Origin of the sequence: Streptomyces sp. NPDC060194 (genome assembly GCF_042728285.1) — a bacterium.
Lineage (GTDB): Bacteria > Actinomycetota > Actinomycetes > Streptomycetales > Streptomycetaceae > Streptomyces.
Genome location: NZ_JBHWZH010000003.1, coordinates 1 through 16,740 on the forward strand (window position 1 = coordinate 1; position 16,740 = coordinate 16,740).

At 70.5% G+C, this 16,740-nt stretch carries 15 protein-coding genes; 6 read left to right on the forward strand and 9 right to left on the reverse strand.

Features of this window, described 5'->3' with window-relative positions:
• Nucleotides 1-38 precede the first annotated feature (38 nt).
• The 9 genes from ACFWEG_RS00950 to rpmH form a co-directional block, all read right to left on the reverse strand.
• A complete protein-coding gene (locus tag ACFWEG_RS00950) occupies nt 39-656 on the reverse strand; it encodes a GNAT family N-acetyltransferase (RefSeq protein ID WP_387207701.1) in 618 nt (205 codons plus the stop codon).
• Between the two features lie 318 nt (nt 657-974).
• A complete protein-coding gene (locus ACFWEG_RS00955) occupies nt 975-2,066 on the reverse strand; it encodes a ParB/RepB/Spo0J family partition protein (protein WP_387207703.1) in 1,092 nt (363 codons plus the stop codon).
• A complete protein-coding gene (locus ACFWEG_RS00960; RefSeq protein ID WP_387207705.1) occupies nt 2,063-3,139 on the reverse strand; it encodes an AAA family ATPase in 1,077 nt (358 codons plus the stop codon). Before ACFWEG_RS00960 ends, ACFWEG_RS00955 begins: the two co-directional genes overlap by 4 nt.
• Before the next feature lie 265 nt (nt 3,140-3,404).
• Entirely contained in the window at nt 3,405-4,121 is a 717-nt protein-coding gene (gene rsmG / locus ACFWEG_RS00965; RefSeq protein WP_387207707.1) for a 16S rRNA (guanine(527)-N(7))-methyltransferase RsmG, read from the reverse strand.
• 134 nt (nt 4,122-4,255) lie between these two features.
• The gene (locus tag ACFWEG_RS00970; protein ID WP_387207709.1) at nt 4,256-4,774 is read right to left on the reverse strand and encodes a protein jag; all 519 of its coding nucleotides are present in this window, start codon (nt 4,772-4,774) and stop codon (nt 4,256-4,258) included.
• Nucleotides 4,775-4,789: 15 nt separating this feature from the next.
• A complete protein-coding gene (yidC, locus tag ACFWEG_RS00975) occupies nt 4,790-6,049 on the reverse strand; it encodes a membrane protein insertase YidC (RefSeq protein WP_387207711.1) in 1,260 nt (419 codons plus the stop codon).
• Nucleotides 6,049-6,384, reverse strand: coding sequence for a membrane protein insertion efficiency factor YidD (gene yidD / locus ACFWEG_RS00980; RefSeq protein WP_387207713.1), 336 nt, complete (start codon nt 6,382-6,384; stop codon nt 6,049-6,051). Before yidD ends, yidC begins: the two co-directional genes overlap by 1 nt.
• Nucleotides 6,381-6,752: a ribonuclease P protein component gene (gene rnpA / locus ACFWEG_RS00985; RefSeq protein ID WP_387207715.1), complete on the reverse strand. Its 372-nt coding sequence runs from the start codon at nt 6,750-6,752 to the stop codon at nt 6,381-6,383. The genes yidD and rnpA overlap by 4 nt, the downstream gene beginning before the upstream one ends.
• Nucleotides 6,753-6,772: 20 nt before the next feature.
• Nucleotides 6,773-6,910 (reverse strand): 50S ribosomal protein L34, encoded by a 138-nt coding sequence (gene rpmH, locus ACFWEG_RS00990; RefSeq protein WP_003975051.1) that lies wholly within the window; start codon nt 6,908-6,910, stop codon nt 6,773-6,775.
• Nucleotides 6,911-7,286: 376 nt separating this feature from the next.
• Between rpmH and dnaA the strand changes: the two genes are divergently transcribed.
• The 6 genes from dnaA (at nt 7,287) to gyrB (ending at nt 16,707) form a co-directional block, all read left to right on the forward strand.
• Nucleotides 7,287-9,239, forward strand: a complete 1,953-nt coding sequence (gene dnaA, locus ACFWEG_RS00995) for a chromosomal replication initiator protein DnaA (protein WP_387207717.1) — start codon at nt 7,287-7,289, stop codon at nt 9,237-9,239.
• Nucleotides 9,240-10,187: 948 nt separating this feature from the next.
• A complete protein-coding gene (gene dnaN / locus ACFWEG_RS01000) occupies nt 10,188-11,318 on the forward strand; it encodes a DNA polymerase III subunit beta (RefSeq protein WP_387207719.1) in 1,131 nt (376 codons plus the stop codon).
• A 140-nt stretch (nt 11,319-11,458) separates the two neighbouring features.
• Nucleotides 11,459-12,343, forward strand: a complete 885-nt coding sequence (gene gnd, locus ACFWEG_RS01005; RefSeq protein WP_387207721.1) for a phosphogluconate dehydrogenase (NAD(+)-dependent, decarboxylating) — start codon at nt 11,459-11,461, stop codon at nt 12,341-12,343.
• Nucleotides 12,344-12,428: 85 nt separating this feature from the next.
• Nucleotides 12,429-13,550: a DNA replication/repair protein RecF gene (recF, locus tag ACFWEG_RS01010; protein ID WP_387207723.1), complete on the forward strand. Its 1,122-nt coding sequence runs from the start codon at nt 12,429-12,431 to the stop codon at nt 13,548-13,550.
• 74 nt (nt 13,551-13,624) lie between these two features.
• Nucleotides 13,625-14,119 (forward strand): DUF721 domain-containing protein, encoded by a 495-nt coding sequence (locus ACFWEG_RS01015; protein WP_387207867.1) that lies wholly within the window; start codon nt 13,625-13,627, stop codon nt 14,117-14,119.
• Nucleotides 14,120-14,580: 461 nt separating this feature from the next.
• Nucleotides 14,581-16,707 (forward strand): DNA topoisomerase (ATP-hydrolyzing) subunit B, encoded by a 2,127-nt coding sequence (gene gyrB, locus ACFWEG_RS01020; protein ID WP_387207725.1) that lies wholly within the window; start codon nt 14,581-14,583, stop codon nt 16,705-16,707.
• Nucleotides 16,708-16,740: the final 33 nt, after the last annotated feature.

Sequence of the window (16,740 nt, forward strand, 5' to 3'; positions counted from 1 at the left end):
GGGCCGACCCGGACGGGTCGGCCCTCAGCGCGTTCCCCTCACAACGGCCGCAATGCCGGTTCCTTCTGCACGGCTCCCAGCAGCCGGTCCAGCGCCATCTCCACGTCCTCTTTCCAGGACAGCGTGGTGCGCAGCTCCAGACGCAGACGCGGATGGACCGGGTGGGGGCGCACGGTCTTGAAGCCGACCGCGAGCAGATGCTCCGCGGGGAGCACACAGGCGGGCTCCTTCCAGCGGGCGTCACCGAAGGCCTCGATCGCCTTGAAGCCCCGGCGCAGGAGGTCCTTCGCGACCGTCTGCACCATCACCCGCCCGAGGCCCTGGCCCTGGTAGCCCGGCATGATCCAGGACGTCATCAGCTGGACGGCGTCCGGCGACACCGGGCTGGTGGGAAAGGCCGTCGACCGCGGCACGTAGTCCGGCGGGGCGTACAGGACGAAGCCGACCGGCACCTCGTCGACCTGGACCACACGCCCGCAGGAGCCCCACTCGAGGAGGACCGAGGAGAGCCACGACTCCTTCTCCAGTTCGGCCGTCCCCGCGTTCAGCGCTGCCTGTCCCCGTACCGGATCGAGCTCCCAGAAGACACAGGTGCGGCAGCGCTGGGGAAGCTCCGGAAGGTTGTCCAGCGTGAGCGGTACGAGCCGTCGCCCCATAGCGGCTGGTCCTCACTTTCCCCGCTCGCCGAAACGAGAGCGGCCGTCAGCGCACTTCGTTCTCTCAGCAGACTCCCGACGAAGCCGCCGAGGGCCCCCAGGCCCAGTCCCGCCGTCACCAGCCCACCGCGACTCACCGCTCGCACGGTCCCGCCTCCCCACTCCGAGTGCCTTCAGGTGGTTGCGCCGTCCCTGGGGCCATCGTAGCCAGGGCCTCGGTGCACCGACACCGACAGCAAGCAAAGGGCGGGCCGCGATCCGGTTGCCCGGATGCGACCCGCCCGATCTGCGCCGACGACGTCCGTCGCGGCGGTTCGATCACTCCTCCGCGGCCCCGTCGGGGTCGTCGGAGAGTCCCTGCTGCAGCACCCGGCCCTCGCCCGGCGCCAGGGACGTCAGGATCCGTTCGAGATCCTCCATCGAGGCGAACTCGACGGTGATCTTTCCCTTCTTCTGCCCCAGCTCGACCTTCACCCGCGTCTCGAACCGGTCCGAGAGCCGCGTTCCGAGGTCACTGAGCGCCGGCGACACCCGCCCGCCCGCCCGCGGCCCCTTGGGCTTCGGAGCGGACTTCTGCTCCGACCCCATCAGCGTCACGATCTCCTCGACCGAGCGCACCGACAGCCCCTCGGTGACGATCCGGTGAGCCAACCGGTCCTGCTCCGCCAGGTCGTCCAGCGACAGCAGCGCCCTGGCGTGCCCGGCCGAGAGGACCCCCGCGGCCACCCGGCGCTGCACGGCCGGCGACAGCTTGAGCAGTCGCAGGGTGTTGGACACCTGCGGCCGCGACCGCCCGATCCGGTCCGCGAGCTGGTCGTGCGTGCAGTTGAAGTCCTTCAGCAGCTGGTCGTAGGCGGCGGCCTCCTCCAGCGGGTTCAGCTGCGCCCGGTGCAGGTTCTCGAGCAGCGCGTCCAGCAGCAGCTTCTCGTCGTCCGTCGCACGGACGATCGCCGGAATACGGGTCAGCCCCGCCTCCCGGCTGGCCCGCCAGCGCCGCTCACCCATGATCAGCTCGTAGCGCTCGGCGCTGAGCTGCCGGACCACGACCGGCTGCAGAAGCCCGACCTCCTGGATCGACTTCACCAGCTCGGCCAGCGCGTCCTCGTCGAACACCTCGCGCGGCTGGCGCGGGTTCGGCGTGATCGAGTCCAGCGGAAGCTCCGCGAAGAAGGCGCCGACCGGCGTCTCCTCCACCACGGGCTCCGGATCCGGCCGCGATGTTTCACGTGAAACATCGCTCTGCGGCAGCGAGGTCACCGCCGCCGCGGCGACACCGCGCTCCGCGGTCAGCAGCGGCAGGCTCGACGGTGACGCCGATCCTCCGGTGATGGCCGTCGCCCGCTCAGGGCCCGGGGCCGCGGGAATCAGCGCGCCGAGCCCACGCCCCAGTCCTCTCCGTCGTTCGCTCACTGCATCCCCTCCGAAACATCGTGCCGGTTGTCCTGAACATTCCCGTGAGCCTGCTGCGCGTCGTACGCCAGGCCCACCCCGCGCAAGGCGATCTCCCGGGCCGCCTCCAGGTAGGAGAGCGAACCGCTGGAGCCCGGGTCGTAGGTGAGCACCGTCTGCCCGTAGCTGGGCGCCTCGGAGATCCGCACCGACCTCGGGATGCTCGTGCGGAGCACCTCCTTACCGAAGTGACCGCGCACCTCGTCCGCCACCTGCGAGGCCAACCGGGTCCGACCGTCGTACATGGTGAGGAGGATCGTCGACACGTGCAGCGCGGGGTTCAGGTGCCCCCGCACCAGGTCGACGTTCTTCAGCAGCTGCCCCAGCCCCTCCAGCGCGTAGTACTCGCACTGAATGGGGATCAGGACCTCCTGGCCGGCCACCATCGCGTTGACCGTCAGCAGGCCCAGCGAGGGCGGGCAGTCGATGAGGACGTAGTCCAGCGGCTGCTCGTAGGCCTGGATGGCCCGCTGCAGTCGGCTCTCCCGGGCCACCAGGGACACCAGCTCGATCTCCGCACCCGCGAGATCGATGGTGGCCGGCGCGCAGAACAGACCCTCCACGTCGGGGACGGGCTGGACGACCTCGGCGAGCGGCCTGCTCTCGACGAGGACGTCGTAGATCGAGGGCACCTCGGCGTGGTGATCGATGCCCAGCGCAGTCGAGGCGTTCCCCTGCGGGTCCAGGTCGATGACCAGGACACGGGATCCGTTCAGTGCCAGCGAGGCGGCGATGTTGACCGTCGTCGTGGTCTTGCCGACCCCGCCCTTCTGGTTGGCCACCACCATGATGCGGGTCTGGTCCGGCCGCGGCATGCGGGCGCCGGAACGACCGAATGCCTCCAGTGCCGACCGGGCTGAGCGCTCGATGGGTGTGTCGTCCGTCGGAGGCGATGTTTCACGTGAAACATCCTCCCCCGCCGATTCACTGCGGGGGCCGGGGACCGGATCGGTCATCGGCCCCGCGATATTGGCGTCGGACCGCAAGGATTCACTCTCCTCGACTTCAGGCTCGGGATGAACAGAGCCTGCCATGGTTTCGGGGCGAGGGACCAGCGAGGCCCGTTCTCCGGTGGATGATTCCACCTCTGTGGATACTTTGGTGACCCGTGCGGGGGTCGCGGACCCGGAGGCTGACGCTCGGGCGGACGCACCGCGGTTGCGCGGCTGAGCCGCGGCTCGACCGCGGCCGATGATGCCCTGCAGCAGGGAGCGATGTTTCACGTGAAACACGATGCCCAGCCGCAGGGCTCAGGGCAGGAAGACACTCCGGACCCGCGGGCGCGGCACCGGCTTCGGATCAACGGCGCCGGCGCGCGCGACCGGTCCTGGCCGCCTTGGCGCGCTTCGCGGCGAACCGCACGCCGCCCGGGCTCTCGCCCACCTCGACCCGGACCACGGTCGACATCGGGTCCACGACCCCCTCCCCGACCTGCAGCACCGAGGTGTCCACCACACCGAGCTTGCTCAGCGCGGCCCGCGCCCCCTGGATCTCCTCCTCGGCGGTGTCGCCCTTGAGCGCCAGCATCTCGCCGTACGGACGCAGCAGTGGCACACCCCAGCCCGCGAGCCGGTCCAGCGGCGCCACCGCCCGCGCGGTGACCACGTGCACCGGTGGCAGGGTGCCGAGCACCTCCTCGGCCCGGCCGCGCACGACGGTCACGTGGTCGAGTCCGAGCAGCTCCACGGCCTCGTTGAGGAAGTTCGTCCGCCGGAGCAGCGGCTCCAGGAGCGTGATGTTCAGATCGCGGCGCACCAGCGCCAGCGGGATCCCCGGCAGCCCCGCGCCCGAGCCGACGTCGCACACGGTGACGCCCTGCGGTACCGCCTCCGAGAGCACCGCGCAGTTCAGCAGGTGGCGCTCCCACAGGCGCGGAACCTCGCGCGGGCCGATGAGCCCGCGCCGGACGCCGGCGTCCGCGAGCAGCTCCGCGTAGCGGACCGCCTCGGGGAAGTACTCGCCGAACACCTTCCGGGCCTCGTCCGGCGCCGGGGGAAGCTCCGCTGTCTCCGTCACGGGGTTCCGTCCTTCCGTACCGCTCCGCCGCACCGGGGGTCACGGTCCCGGGGGCCACTGAACAACAGACTGACAAAGTCCGGCCCCGCCCGCGAACAGAAGCGGGCGGGGCCGGGAAGAGGGACCGGCTCGGATCAGGCCGGCAGCACGACGACGAAGCGCTGCGGCTCCTCGCCCTCGGACTCGCTGCGCAGACCGGCCGCCGCGATCGCGTCGTGGACGACCTTGCGCTCGAACGGAGTCATCGGGGCCAGCTTCACCGGCGCACCGCTGCTCTTCGCGTCGGCGGCGGCCTTCGCGCCCAGCTCGGACAGCTCCGCACGCTTCTGCGCGCGGAAACCGGCGATGTCGAGCATCAGCCGGCTGCGGTCCCCGGTCTCCCGGTTCACCGCCAGCCGCGTCAGCTCCTGCAGGGCCTCCAGGACCTCGCCGTCCCGGCCCACCAGCTTCTGCAGTTCGCGCCCGGCGGCGTCGCTGACGATGGAGACCGCGGCCCGGTCGGCCTCGACGTCCATGTCGATGTCGCCGTCGAGGTCGGCGATGTCCAGCAGACCCTCGAGGTAGTCGGCCGCGATCTCGCCCTCCTGCTCCAGGCGGGACAGCGCGTCGCCACTCTCGGCGGCGGCGGACGTGGTGGTGGTGCCTTCCGTCACGGGAGGGACTCCTTCTTACTTCTTGGTCGGGTGCTTGGGCCGCTGCGGACCCTTGCGCTGCCCGGACTTGGTCTGACGTGCCGAACCGGCCTTGGGACCGCCGGTCGCCCTGGACCGCGCCGGAGCGGCCCCGGGCTCGGCCGGCTTCTCCAGAGAGGTCTTCGCCGTGGCGCCGTCAGCGGAGTCCGGCGTCTGCGTCGTACCGGAGGAGCGCTGCGCCTTGGTCTGCCGCTTCGGCTGCTGGCGCCGGGCCCCGCTGCCGCCGGCCTCCGCGGGCTCCACGACCTCGCTCTTCACCACGACACCGTCGGCCTGGGCCGCCAGCCCCTTGGCGCCGAGGCCGGTGATGAACTTGCGCTCGTGCTCGTTGCGGTCCCGGCCCTTGGCCACGATCGCCTTGACGATGTTCTTCTCCCGGCGGCCACGGGTCGTCCCGCGGGCGGTGACGTGCTTGAGCATGCCCTCGAGCATCTTGGCCTGCGCCATGCTGCCCGGGGTGGGGTTCCGGTTGATCACGTACATCTGCTGGCCCATGGTCCACACGTTGGTGGTCAGCCAGTAGACGAGGACGCCGACCGGGAAGTTGATGCCCATCACCATGAAGATGACCGGGAAGATGTACATCATCATCTTCTGCTGCTGCATGAACGGCGTCTTGACCGTCAGGTCCATGTTCTTCGTCATCAGCTGGCGCTGCGTGTAGAACTGCGACGCCGACATGAGGACGATCATGAGCGCGGTGACGATGTGGACGCTCGTGATCGAGGCGTCCATCGCAGCGACCTCGGAGGCGCTGTCGGTGAACTTCGCCGCGAGCGGGGCACCGAAGATGTGCGCCTGGGAGGCGCTGTCGAGCAGGTCCTGGTTGATCGAGCCGATCGTCTTGTTCTTCGCGATCGAGTCGAGCACGTGGTACAGCGCGAAGAAGAACGGCGACTGCAGCAGGATGGGAAGGCACGAGGCGAGCGGGTTGGTACCCGTCTCCTTGTACAGCTTCATCATCTCTTCGGACTGGCGCTGCTTGTCGTTCTTGTAGCGCTCCTGGATGGCCTTCATCTGCGGCTGGAGCGCCTGCATGCCACGCGTCGCCTTGATCTGCTTCACGAAGAGCGGGATCAGGCAGATGCGGATCAGCACCACCAGGGACACGATGGACAGACCCCAGGCCCAGCCGGTGTCAGGGCCGAAGATCGCCCCGTAGACCGAGTGGAACTGGACGATGACCCAGGAGACGGGTGTCGTCAGAAAGCTGAAGATACTGGCGATCGTGTCCACTAATTGGGCTCCTTGAGCATTGGCGAGGTCTCTGCGGCGGGACGGTCCTCTACGGCGGGAGGTCCGCCCTTACCGGTGCCGCGCCATCGGTCGCGCAGCCATGCGTGCCACCGCGGCCGGGTGCGGGGCGGCACGTGGTCGACGCCGCCGGGCGACCACGGGTTGCACCGCAGGATGCGCCAGGCGGTCAGCACCGTGCCCTTGACCGCGCCGTGGCGGTCGACGGCCGTGTAGCCGTAGTGGGAGCACGACGGGTAGTACCTGCACACCGGCCCGAGCAGCGGACTGATGGTCCACTGGTACAGCTTGATGAGAGCCAGTAGCGGGTACTTCACCGCGCACCCCCTCCGAGGAGCCGCCGCAGTGCGGCGTCCAGGTCCCGGGCCAGCTGGTCGTGGTCGGCGTCGCCCGCACCGGGCAGCGCCCGTACGACTACCAGGCTACCGGGGGGCAGCTCGGAGAGGTGTTCGCGTACCAGATGGCGAAGTCTCCGCTTCACCTGGTTGCGCACCACTGCGCCGCCCACGGCTTTGCTCACGACGAAACCCGCACGCGCCGGGGGAGCTGTCTCCCCGGGTACGTGCGGGTCCGTTGATCCACTGCGAAGGTGGACGACGAGGAGCGGGCGTCCTGCCCGGCGTCCTCGCCGTACCGCGGTCGCGAAGTCCTCGCGCCGCCTCAGCCGGTACTCGGAAGGCAGCACGACGACATGACCTGACGGTGTCAGGCGGACAGGCGGGCGCGGCCCTTGCTGCGGCGCGTCGCGAGGATCGCGCGGCCGGCGCGGGTACGCATACGCAGGCGGAAACCGTGGGTCTTGGCGCGACGACGGTTGTTCGGCTGGAAGGTGCGCTTGCTCACTCGGGGGCTCCAGAGAAAAATCGGGTGATGGCGGGACATCGCCTGGCTGTCACCGTGCGCCCACGAGGAAGCTCGCGTACACGCACCGAGTGCACCGCTTCACAATCACAGATCGTGATCTTTGCCCATCGGAGGCAGGCGGCAGCAGCCATCGACAACTCGACCTGGTCACGGTACGCGCGGCTACGCCAATCGGTCAAACCGGGGTCGCGTCTCCCGTGTTGTCCCCAGGCTGTGGACAACAAGTTGTGTCTCGGCCCCGCCGCTGACTACCGTGGCCCGTCCCCTCTTCCCATTCCTGCCCCCCTGTCCCGATCACCCACCTGGCATCACACCATCGTGTGGGTTGACCGGTACTCATGAGAGAGCGTGCCCTGTGGCTGACGTACCTGCCGATCTTGCCGCAGTGTGGCCGCGAGTCCTGGAGAAGCTGCTGGGCGAGGGGCGCGGGCAGGGCGTGGAGACCAAGGACGAGCACTGGATCCGACGCTGCCAGCCGCTCGCGCTGGTCGCGGACACCGCGCTGCTCGCCGTGCCGAACGAGTTCGCGAAGGGCGTCCTGGAGGGCCGGCTCGCGCCGGTCGTCAGCGACACGCTGAGCCGGGAGTGCGGCCGGCCGATCCGGATCGCCATCACCGTCGACGACACGGTGGGCGAGGCGGAGCCGCCCCAGCAGTCCAGGGCGGGCCGGCAGCAGGACCAGCACCCGCCCGCCGGGCCGTCGCACGACGCCGCGTCCCACGAGCCGCAGCCCTACGAGGACGACCTCCCCGTCGCCCGGCCGACGTATCCCGAGTACCACCAGCGGCGCGAGCCCGGTGCGTGGCCGCGTCCCCAGGAGGAGTACGGCGGCTGGCAGCAGCAGCACCTCGGCTTCCCGGAGCGGGACGCGTCGCAGGACCGCTGGTCCGAGCGCGACCCCTACGCGAGCCCCCAGCACCCGGCTCCGCACGACTACCGCCCGCAGCCCGCGGAGCGCTCCCCGTACGACCGGTCCGACCGGTCCGACCGGCAGCTGCCGGACCGGCGCGACGGGCACGACGTCCACCGCGATCCGCTCGACGGCCCCGCGCGCCCGGACGACACCGTCCGCCACCAGAGCGACCGCCACCGCGACCGGCTGCACGACGACCGGCGCCACGACGACCGTCCGGGCCGCCACCCCGACGAGCGTCCCGCCCGCCACGAGCCGGACCACCGCCCGTTCGACCGCCCGCAGCACCGTCCGGGCGGCATGTCGGGCGCGCCGGGACCGATGGCCGCCCAGCCGGCTCCGGCATCCGGGCCGGGGGAGCCGCACGCCCGGCTGAACCCGAAGTACCTCTTCGACACCTTCGTCATCGGCGCGTCCAACCGCTTCGCGCACGCCGCCGCCGTCGCGGTGGCCGAGGCGCCGGCCAAGGCGTACAACCCGCTGTTCATCTACGGCGAGTCCGGCCTCGGCAAGACCCACCTGCTGCACGCCATCGGGCACTACGCCCGCACCATCTACCCCGGTACCCGGGTCCGCTACGTGAGCTCCGAGGAGTTCACCAACGAGTTCATCAACTCGATCCGGGACGGCAAGGGCGACACGTTCCGCAAGCGCTACCGCGAGATGGACATCCTGCTCGTCGACGACATCCAGTTCCTGGCGAGCAAGGAGTCGACGCAGGAGGAGTTCTTCCACACCTTCAACACGCTCCACAACGCCAACAAACAGATCGTGCTGTCCTCCGACCGGCCGCCCAAGCAGCTCGTCACGCTGGAGGACCGGCTGCGGAACCGCTTCGAGTGGGGGCTCATCACCGACGTCCAGCCGCCCGAGCTGGAGACCCGGATCGCGATCCTGCGCAAGAAGGCCGTCCAGGAGCAGCTCAACGCCCCGCCGGAGGTGCTCGAGTTCATCGCCTCCCGCATCTCGCGCAACATCCGCGAGCTGGAGGGCGCGCTCATCCGGGTCACGGCGTTCGCCTCGCTGAACCGCCAGCCGGTGGACCTCGGGCTCACCGAGATCGTCCTCAAGGACCTGATCCCCGGCGGCGAGGACGCGGCCCCGGAGATCACCGCCCCGGCGATCATGGCGGCGACGGCCGACTACTTCGGCCTGACGGTGGAGGACCTGTGCGGATCCTCCCGCAGCCGGGTCCTGGTGACGGCCCGGCAGATCGCGATGTACCTGTGCCGCGAGCTGACGGACCTCTCGCTGCCCAAGATCGGCGCCCAGTTCGGCGGCCGCGACCACACGACCGTGATGCACGCGGACCGCAAGATCCGCGCGCTGATGGCCGAGCGGCGGTCGATCTACAACCAGGTCACGGAGCTCACCAACCGCATCAAGAACGGCTGACGGCCGGCCGCTCGTACGAGGGCGGTCGCGGAGGGACGAAGCGCCTCCGCGACCGCCCTTCCGCATGCCCGGAGCCGCCTCGCGCAGGAGTCACGGGACGGCTCCGTGGCGGCTCACAGGCGGCTCCGGAGCGGCCGCCGGGCGGCTTGCGGACGGCTTGCGGCCCGCTCCGGGGGGCGTGAAGAGCGCGTTCGACGGGCGCGCACCGCAGGACATGCGCCTATCCGATGTTCGATTACCAGGCCCGAGGGCCCGGTTACCCACAGATCCGACGGTTTTCCTTCGTCCACAGCCTGGGGACGGGGAAGTTGTCCAGATTCCTTCCACAGGCCGGCTGGCTGATCCCGCGTCACCCCAGGTCGGGAGGCTGTGGATTTGTGAGCAACCGATGTCCACCGGTTGTGGAGGAAGATCTTGTCCACAGGCCTGTGGGTCGAGTTGTCCACCGCCCGCCCACAGGAAAGCAGCTTCGGTCCACATGTTCTCGCCTCTTCTCCACAGCGCTGTCCACTGTTCGGCAACGCGTCGTGCGGCTTCACCGGGTCGAGTGAAAGCGGTCACACCAAGGAGCTGGATTGGCTGTGGGTGAAGGGGGGTAAAGCTGGGGACGAACCTGTGGATCGGAGGGGCCTGTCTGGGGACGGCCTGTGCACAACCCGCGTCCGTCCACAGAGAGGCCCGGTTTTCCACCGGTGCCACCCACAGGGGCAGTGGACAAAAAACCGGTTCTGAGCTGCGAAAACGCGGTTATCCACGGTTTCCACAAGCCCTACTACTACCCCCACGGAGAGTTAGCCAGGGATTCGTTTCGAAGCGGGTCCTGTGCACAACTCGGCCGCGGGCCTCGTCGGGGCCTTCGCAGCGATTTGACCCCGAGCCGCACCGACTGTCAGTGCCGTAGGTCAGACTGGTCCCCGGCAACAGGCAACGAGCAGGAGGCGGCTTACGGTGAAGATCCGGGTGGAGCGCGACGTACTCGCGGAGGCGGTGGCTTGGGCGGCACGCAGCCTTCCGGCCCGTCCGCCGGTACCGGTCCTCGCAGGGCTGCTGCTGAAGGCGGAGAACGGCACGCTGAGCCTCTCCGGCTTCGACTACGAGGTCTCGGCGCGGGTCTCCGTGGACGCGGAGACCGAGGAGGAGGGCACGGTCCTGGTCTCGGGACGGCTCCTCGCCGACATCACCCGCGCCCTCCCCAACCGGCCGGTCGAGATCTCCACAGACGGTGTACGGGCGACCGTGGTCTGCGGATCCTCCCGGTTCACCCTCCACACCCTGCCGGTGGAGGAGTACCCGGCCCTTCCCCAGATGCCGACGGCGACGGGCACCGTCCCCGGCGAGGTCTTCGCCTCCGCCGCCGCCCAGGTCGCCATCGCCGCCGGCCGTGACGACACGCTGCCGGTGCTGACCGGTGTCCGCATCGAGATCGAGGGCGACACCGTCACCCTCGCCTCCACCGACCGCTACCGCTTCGCCGTGCGCGAGTTCCTGTGGAAGCCCGAGGACCCAGAGGCCTCCGCCGTGGCCCTGGTGCCCGCGAAGACGCTCCTGGACACCGCCAAGGCCCTCACCAGCGGCGACACCGTCACCATCGCCCTGTCGGGCTCCGGCTCCGGCGAGGGGCTCATCGGCTTCGAGGGCGCGGGCCGCCGCACCACGACTCGGCTGCTCGAGGGCGACCTGCCGAAGTACCGGACGCTGTTCCCGACCGAGTTCAACTCGATCGCGGTCATCGAGACGGCCCCGTTCGTCGAGGCCGTGAAGCGCGTCGCGCTGGTCGCCGAGCGGAACACCCCGGTGCGCCTGAGCTTCGAGCAGGGCGTGCTCATCCTGGAGGCCGGCTCCAGCGACGACGCACAGGCTGTGGAAAGGGTCGACGCGAAGCTGGAGGGCGACGACATCTCGATCGCCTTCAACCCGACCTTCCTGCTCGACGGCCTCAGCGCCATCGACTCGCCGGTGGCGCAGCTCTCGTTCACCACCTCGACGAAGCCGGCGCTCCTCAGCGGCCGCCCGGCGATCGACGCCGAGGCGGACGACGCGTACAAGTACCTGATCATGCCGGTCCGCCTCTCCGGCTGAGCCCCGTCGGGGGCGCGGGCCCGCCCGCGACCCCTCGCCTGAGCGCTCGGGCCCACAGCTGTGCACGCCTCGTCGGGCGTACGCTCGGACGCGGGTACGAAGGTGCCGCATACGCCACGTCGCTAGTGAAGGAACGCCTGATGGAGCTCGGTCTCGTCGGTCTCGGCAAGATGGGCGGCAACATGCGCGAGCGCATCCGCCGCGCAGGCCACACCGTCATCGGATTCGACCGCAACCCGGACGTCTCGGACGTCTCCAGCCTCGAGGAGCTGGTCGGTCAGCTCAAGGGCCCCCGCGTCGTGTGGGTGATGGTGCCGGCCGGCGCCGCCACCCAGTCCACCGTCGACGAGCTGGCCGAGCTGCTCTCCCCCGGCGACGTCGTGGTCGACGGCGGCAACTCCCGCTGGACGGACGACGAGAAGCACGCCGAGCAGCTGCGGGCCAAGGGCATCGGCTTCGTCGACTGCGGCGTCTCCGGCGGCGTCTGGGGCCTGCAGAACGGCTACGCGCTGATGTACGGCGGGGCCGCCGAGGACGTCGCGAAGGTCGAGCCGGTCTTCTCCGCGCTCAAGCCCGAGGGCGACTTCGGCTCGGTCCACGCCGGCAAGGTCGGCGCCGGGCACTTCGCGAAGATGGTCCACAACGGCATCGAGTACGCCATGATGCAGGCCTACGCCGAGGGCTGGGAGCTCCTGGAGGCGGTCGACTCGGTCACCGACGTCCGCGAGGTCTTCCGCTCCTGGCAGGAGGGCACGGTCATCCGCTCCTGGCTGCTCGACCTGGCGGTCAAGGCGCTGGACGACGACGAGCACCTGGAGCGGCTGCGCGGCTACGCGGCCGACTCCGGCGAGGGCCGCTGGACCGTCGAGGCGGCCATCGACAACGCGGTGCCGCTGCCCGCGATCACCGCATCGCTCTTCGCCCGCTTCGCGTCCCGCCAGGACGACTCCCCGCAGATGAAGATGATCGCCGCCCTGCGCAACCAGTTCGGCGGCCACGCGGTCGAGTCGAAGTCCGAGAACTGACCGGCACGTCCGCCCCAGATCGGTGCAGCGGCCCCCGGCCGTTGTCCACAGCCTGTGAAGCACGCCGGGAGAGGTCGGCAAGTCCATGCACGTCACGCATCTCTCGCTGGCTGACTTCCGGTCCTACGCCCGGGTCGAGGTTCCGCTCGACCCGGGCGTCACCGTGTTCGTCGGACCCAACGGCCAGGGCAAGACCAACCTGGTCGAGGCCGTCGGCTACCTGGCGACGCTCGGCTCCCACCGGGTCGCCTCCGACGCACCACTGGTCCGCTCGGGCGCCGAGCGGGCGGTCGTGCGGGCCGCCGTCACCCAGGGCGAGCGCTCGCAGCTGGTCGAGCTGGAGATCAACCCGGGCCGGGCCAACCGCGCCCGCATCAACAGGTCATCGCAGGTCAGACCGCGTGACGTGCTGGGGATCGTCCGGACGGTGCTGTTCGCGCCGGAGGACCTCGCGCTCGTCAAGGGCGACCCCGGCGAGCGCCGCCGCTTCCTCGACGAGCTGGTGACGGCCCGCTCCCCGCGGATGGCGGGGGTGCGCTCGGACTACGAGCGCGTGCTCAAGCAGCGGAACACCCTGCTGAAGTCGGCCGCCCTCGCCCGGCGGCACGGCGGCCGGCAGCTCGACCTGTCCACGCTGGACGTCTGGGACCAGCACCTCGCCCGGGTCGGCGCGGAGCTGCTCGCCCACCGCCTGGACCTGATCGCGACCCTCCAGCCGCTGGCCGACAAGGCGTACGAGCAGCTCGCGCCGGGCGGCGGCCCGGTCCACCTGGAGTACAAGCCGTCGGCGCCCGGGGAGGGGACGAGCCGCGAGGAGCTGTTCGAGCAGCTCATGGCCGCGCTCGCCGAGGCCCGCACGGCGGAGATCGAGCGCGGCGTCACCCTGGCGGGGCCGCACCGCGACGACCTGGTCCTCAAGCTCGGCGCCCTGCCCGCGAAGGGCTACGCGAGCCACGGCGAGTCCTGGTCGTTCGCGCTGGCGCTGCGGCTGGCCTCGTACGACCTGCTGCGGGCCGAGGGCAACGAGCCGGTGCTGGTCCTCGACGACGTGTTCGCCGAGCTCGACGCCCGCCGCCGGGAGCGGCTGGCGGAGCTGGTGGCCGGCGGCGAGCAGGTGCTCGTCACGGCGGCCGTGGGCGACGACGTCCCCGGCGTCCTCACGGGCGCCCGCTACGCGGTCGCCGACGGCGAGGTGACGCGGGCGTGAGCGCCCCGACCGGCGGCGACGCAGGGACCGGCCGGGGCTCCGGCGACGGCCCCGAGGCCCCCAGGCCCCCGGAGATGTCCGGTGTCGACCTGGCCCGCCAGGCGCTGGCCGCGGCGAAGGCCCAGGCCAAGGCGCGCGGGGACGCGGCCAAGCAGCGGAAGCAGGCGAGGCGCGGCGGCCTGCGTTCCGGCGCCCGCGCGGACGGCAGGGACCCGCAGCCGCTGGGCCAGGCGATCACCCGGCTGATCACCGAGCGCGGCTGGGAGGCCCCTGCGGCCGTCGGCGGCGTCATGGGCCGCTGGCCGGAGCTGGTGGGCGAGAAGCTGGCCGACCACTGCGTGCCCCAGACCTACGACGAGGACACCCGGGTCCTCACCGTGCTCTGCAGCTCCACTGCCTGGGCCACGGAGCTGCGGCTGCTCGCGCCGCAGCTGGTGGCCCGGCTCAACCAGGACCTCGGGCAGGGCACGGTCCGGCTGATCAAGGTGCTCGGCCCTGGCGGCGGCTCCCGCCGCTTCGGCCCGCTGCGCGCCCCCGGCAGCACGGGGCCCGGCGACACCTACGGCTGACGCCTCCACGGCCGAGGCGGCCGAGCGTCCGCGGCCAAGGCGTCGGATCCCGCCGACGGGGCACCAGGACGGAGCGCTCGGACAGCGTGTTTCGACGGGCCTTCGGGGCCACGGCGACGGGCGGGGACGAGGGGACGTGCCGAGACCTGGGTCACGGTCGCCGGCAGTTGACAGCCGGAAGCGCTGAGTGCCGCTGTGAGCCTCTCGGAGCCCCGGCCCGCATATGGGGAGTCGGACGCGGGAGTGCGCGGGCGGCACATGCCAACTCAGGTACCGGCACGACCCCACTTTGGTCGCCGCAACCGGTAGACTGACCCAGGTTCCCGTCATTTTCGGGGACCTCGTCGAGTAGTGGCAGTCCCGCAGGGTCCAAAGCGGGTCCGGCACCGGATCGCCTCCGGGCCCGACCCGAGTCCGAGAGAGAACGACGCGGCTGTTCCCGTCTGCACGGGGGACGGCTCGTGCTGTGCCAGAAAGGGCGCTTCGTGGCCGATTCCGGCAACCCCAACGAGAACACCCCGTCCCCGTCCGGCGACGGTGAGAGCGCACCGGGAGAGAGCGTGGAGGCGGCCCCCGAGGCCATCACGCACGGCGAGGTCTCCGCCGCCTCGTACGACGCGAGCGCGATCACCGTGCTCGAGGGCCTCGACGCGGTCCGCAAGCGCCCCGGCATGTACATCGGTTCCACCGGCGAGCGCGGCCTGCACCACATGGTGCAGGAGGTCGTCGACAACTCCGTCGACGAGGCGCTGGCCGGTCACGCGGACACCATCGACGTGACGGTCCTGGAGGACGGCGGCGTCCGCGTCGTCGACAACGGCCGCGGCATCCCGGTCGGCATCGTCCCGTCCGAGGGGAAGCCGGCCGTCGAGGTCGTGCTGACCGTCCTGCACGCCGGCGGCAAGTTCGGCGGCGGCGGCTACGCCGTCTCCGGCGGTCTGCACGGCGTCGGCGTCTCGGTGGTGAACGCGCTCTCCCAGCGGGTCGCCGTGGAGATCCGCACCGACGGCTACCGCTGGACCCAGGAGTACAAGCTCGGCGTCCCCGTCGCCCCGCTCGAGCGCCATGAGGCGACCGAGGAGACCGGCACGTCGGTGACGTTCTGGGCCGACGGCGAGATCTTCGAGACCACCGAGTACTCCTTCGAGACGCTGTCGCGCCGCTTCCAGGAGATGGCCTTCCTCAACAAGGGCCTCACCATCCGGCTCACCGACGAGCGCGAGTCCGCCAAGGCCGTCCTCGACGCCGACGACCCGCAGGCGGCCGAGGCCACCGACGAGGCCGAGAAGGTCCGCACGGTCACGTACCACTACGAGGGCGGCATCGTCGACTTCGTGAAGTACCTGAACGCGCGCAAGGGGGAGCTGATCCACCCGACCGTCATCGACCTCGAGGCGGAGGACAAGGAGCGCCTGCTCTCCGTCGAGATCGCGATGCAGTGGAACTCGCAGTACCAGGAGGGTGTCTACTCCTACGCGAACGTCATCCACACGCACGAGGGCGGTACCCACGAGGAGGGCTTCCGCGCCGCGCTGACCAACCTGGTCAACCGCTACGCGCGCGACAAGCGGCTGCTGCGGGAGAAGGACGACAACCTCTCCGGCGAGGACATCCGCGAGGGCCTGACCGCGATCATCTCGCTGAAGCTCGGCGAGCCGCAGTTCGAGGGCCAGACGAAGACGAAGCTGGGCAACACCGAGGCGAAGACGTTCGTCCAGAAGATCGTCTACGAGTACCTGACGGACTGGTTCGACCGGAACCCGAACGAGGCCGCGGACATCATCCGCAAGGCCATCCAGGCGCAGACCGCGCGGGTCGCGGCCCGCAAGGCGCGCGACCTGACCCGCCGCAAGGGCCTGCTGGAGTCGGCGTCGCTGCCGGGCAAGCTGAGCGACTGCCAGTCCAACGACCCGACGAAGTGCGAGATCTTCATCGTCGAGGGCGACTCCGCCGGCGGCTCGGCGAAGTCCGGCCGCAACCCGATGTACCAGGCGATCCTGCCGATCCGCGGCAAGATCCTGAACGTCGAGAAGGCGCGGATCGACAAGATCCTCCAGAACACCGAGGTGCAGGCGCTGATCTCGGCGTTCGGCACCGGTGTGCACGAGGACTTCGACATCGAGAAGCTCCGCTACCACAAGATCATCCTGATGGCGGACGCCGACGTCGACGGCCAGCACATCAACACGCTGCTGCTGACGTTCCTCTTCCGCTTCATGCGCCCGCTGGTCGAGGCCGGCCACGTGTACCTCTCCCGCCCGCCGCTCTACAAGATCAAGTGGGGCCGCGAGGACTTCGAGTACGCCTACTCCGACCGCGAGCGCGACGCCCTGGTGGAGCTCGGCAAGCAGAACGGCAAGCGGATCCGCGAGGACTCGATCCAGCGCTTCAAGGGCCTCGGCGAGATGAACGCCGAGGAGCTCCGCGTCACCACCATGGACACCGACCACCGGGTCCTCGGCCAGGTCACGCTCGACGACGCGGCGCAGGCCGACGAGCTGTTCTCGGTCCTCATGGGCGAGGACGTCGAGGCGCGGCGCTCGTTCATCCAGCGCAACGCCAAGGACGTCCGCTTCCTCGACATCTGAGTCGGCCCGCAGGGACCGCACGAAAGGACTGAC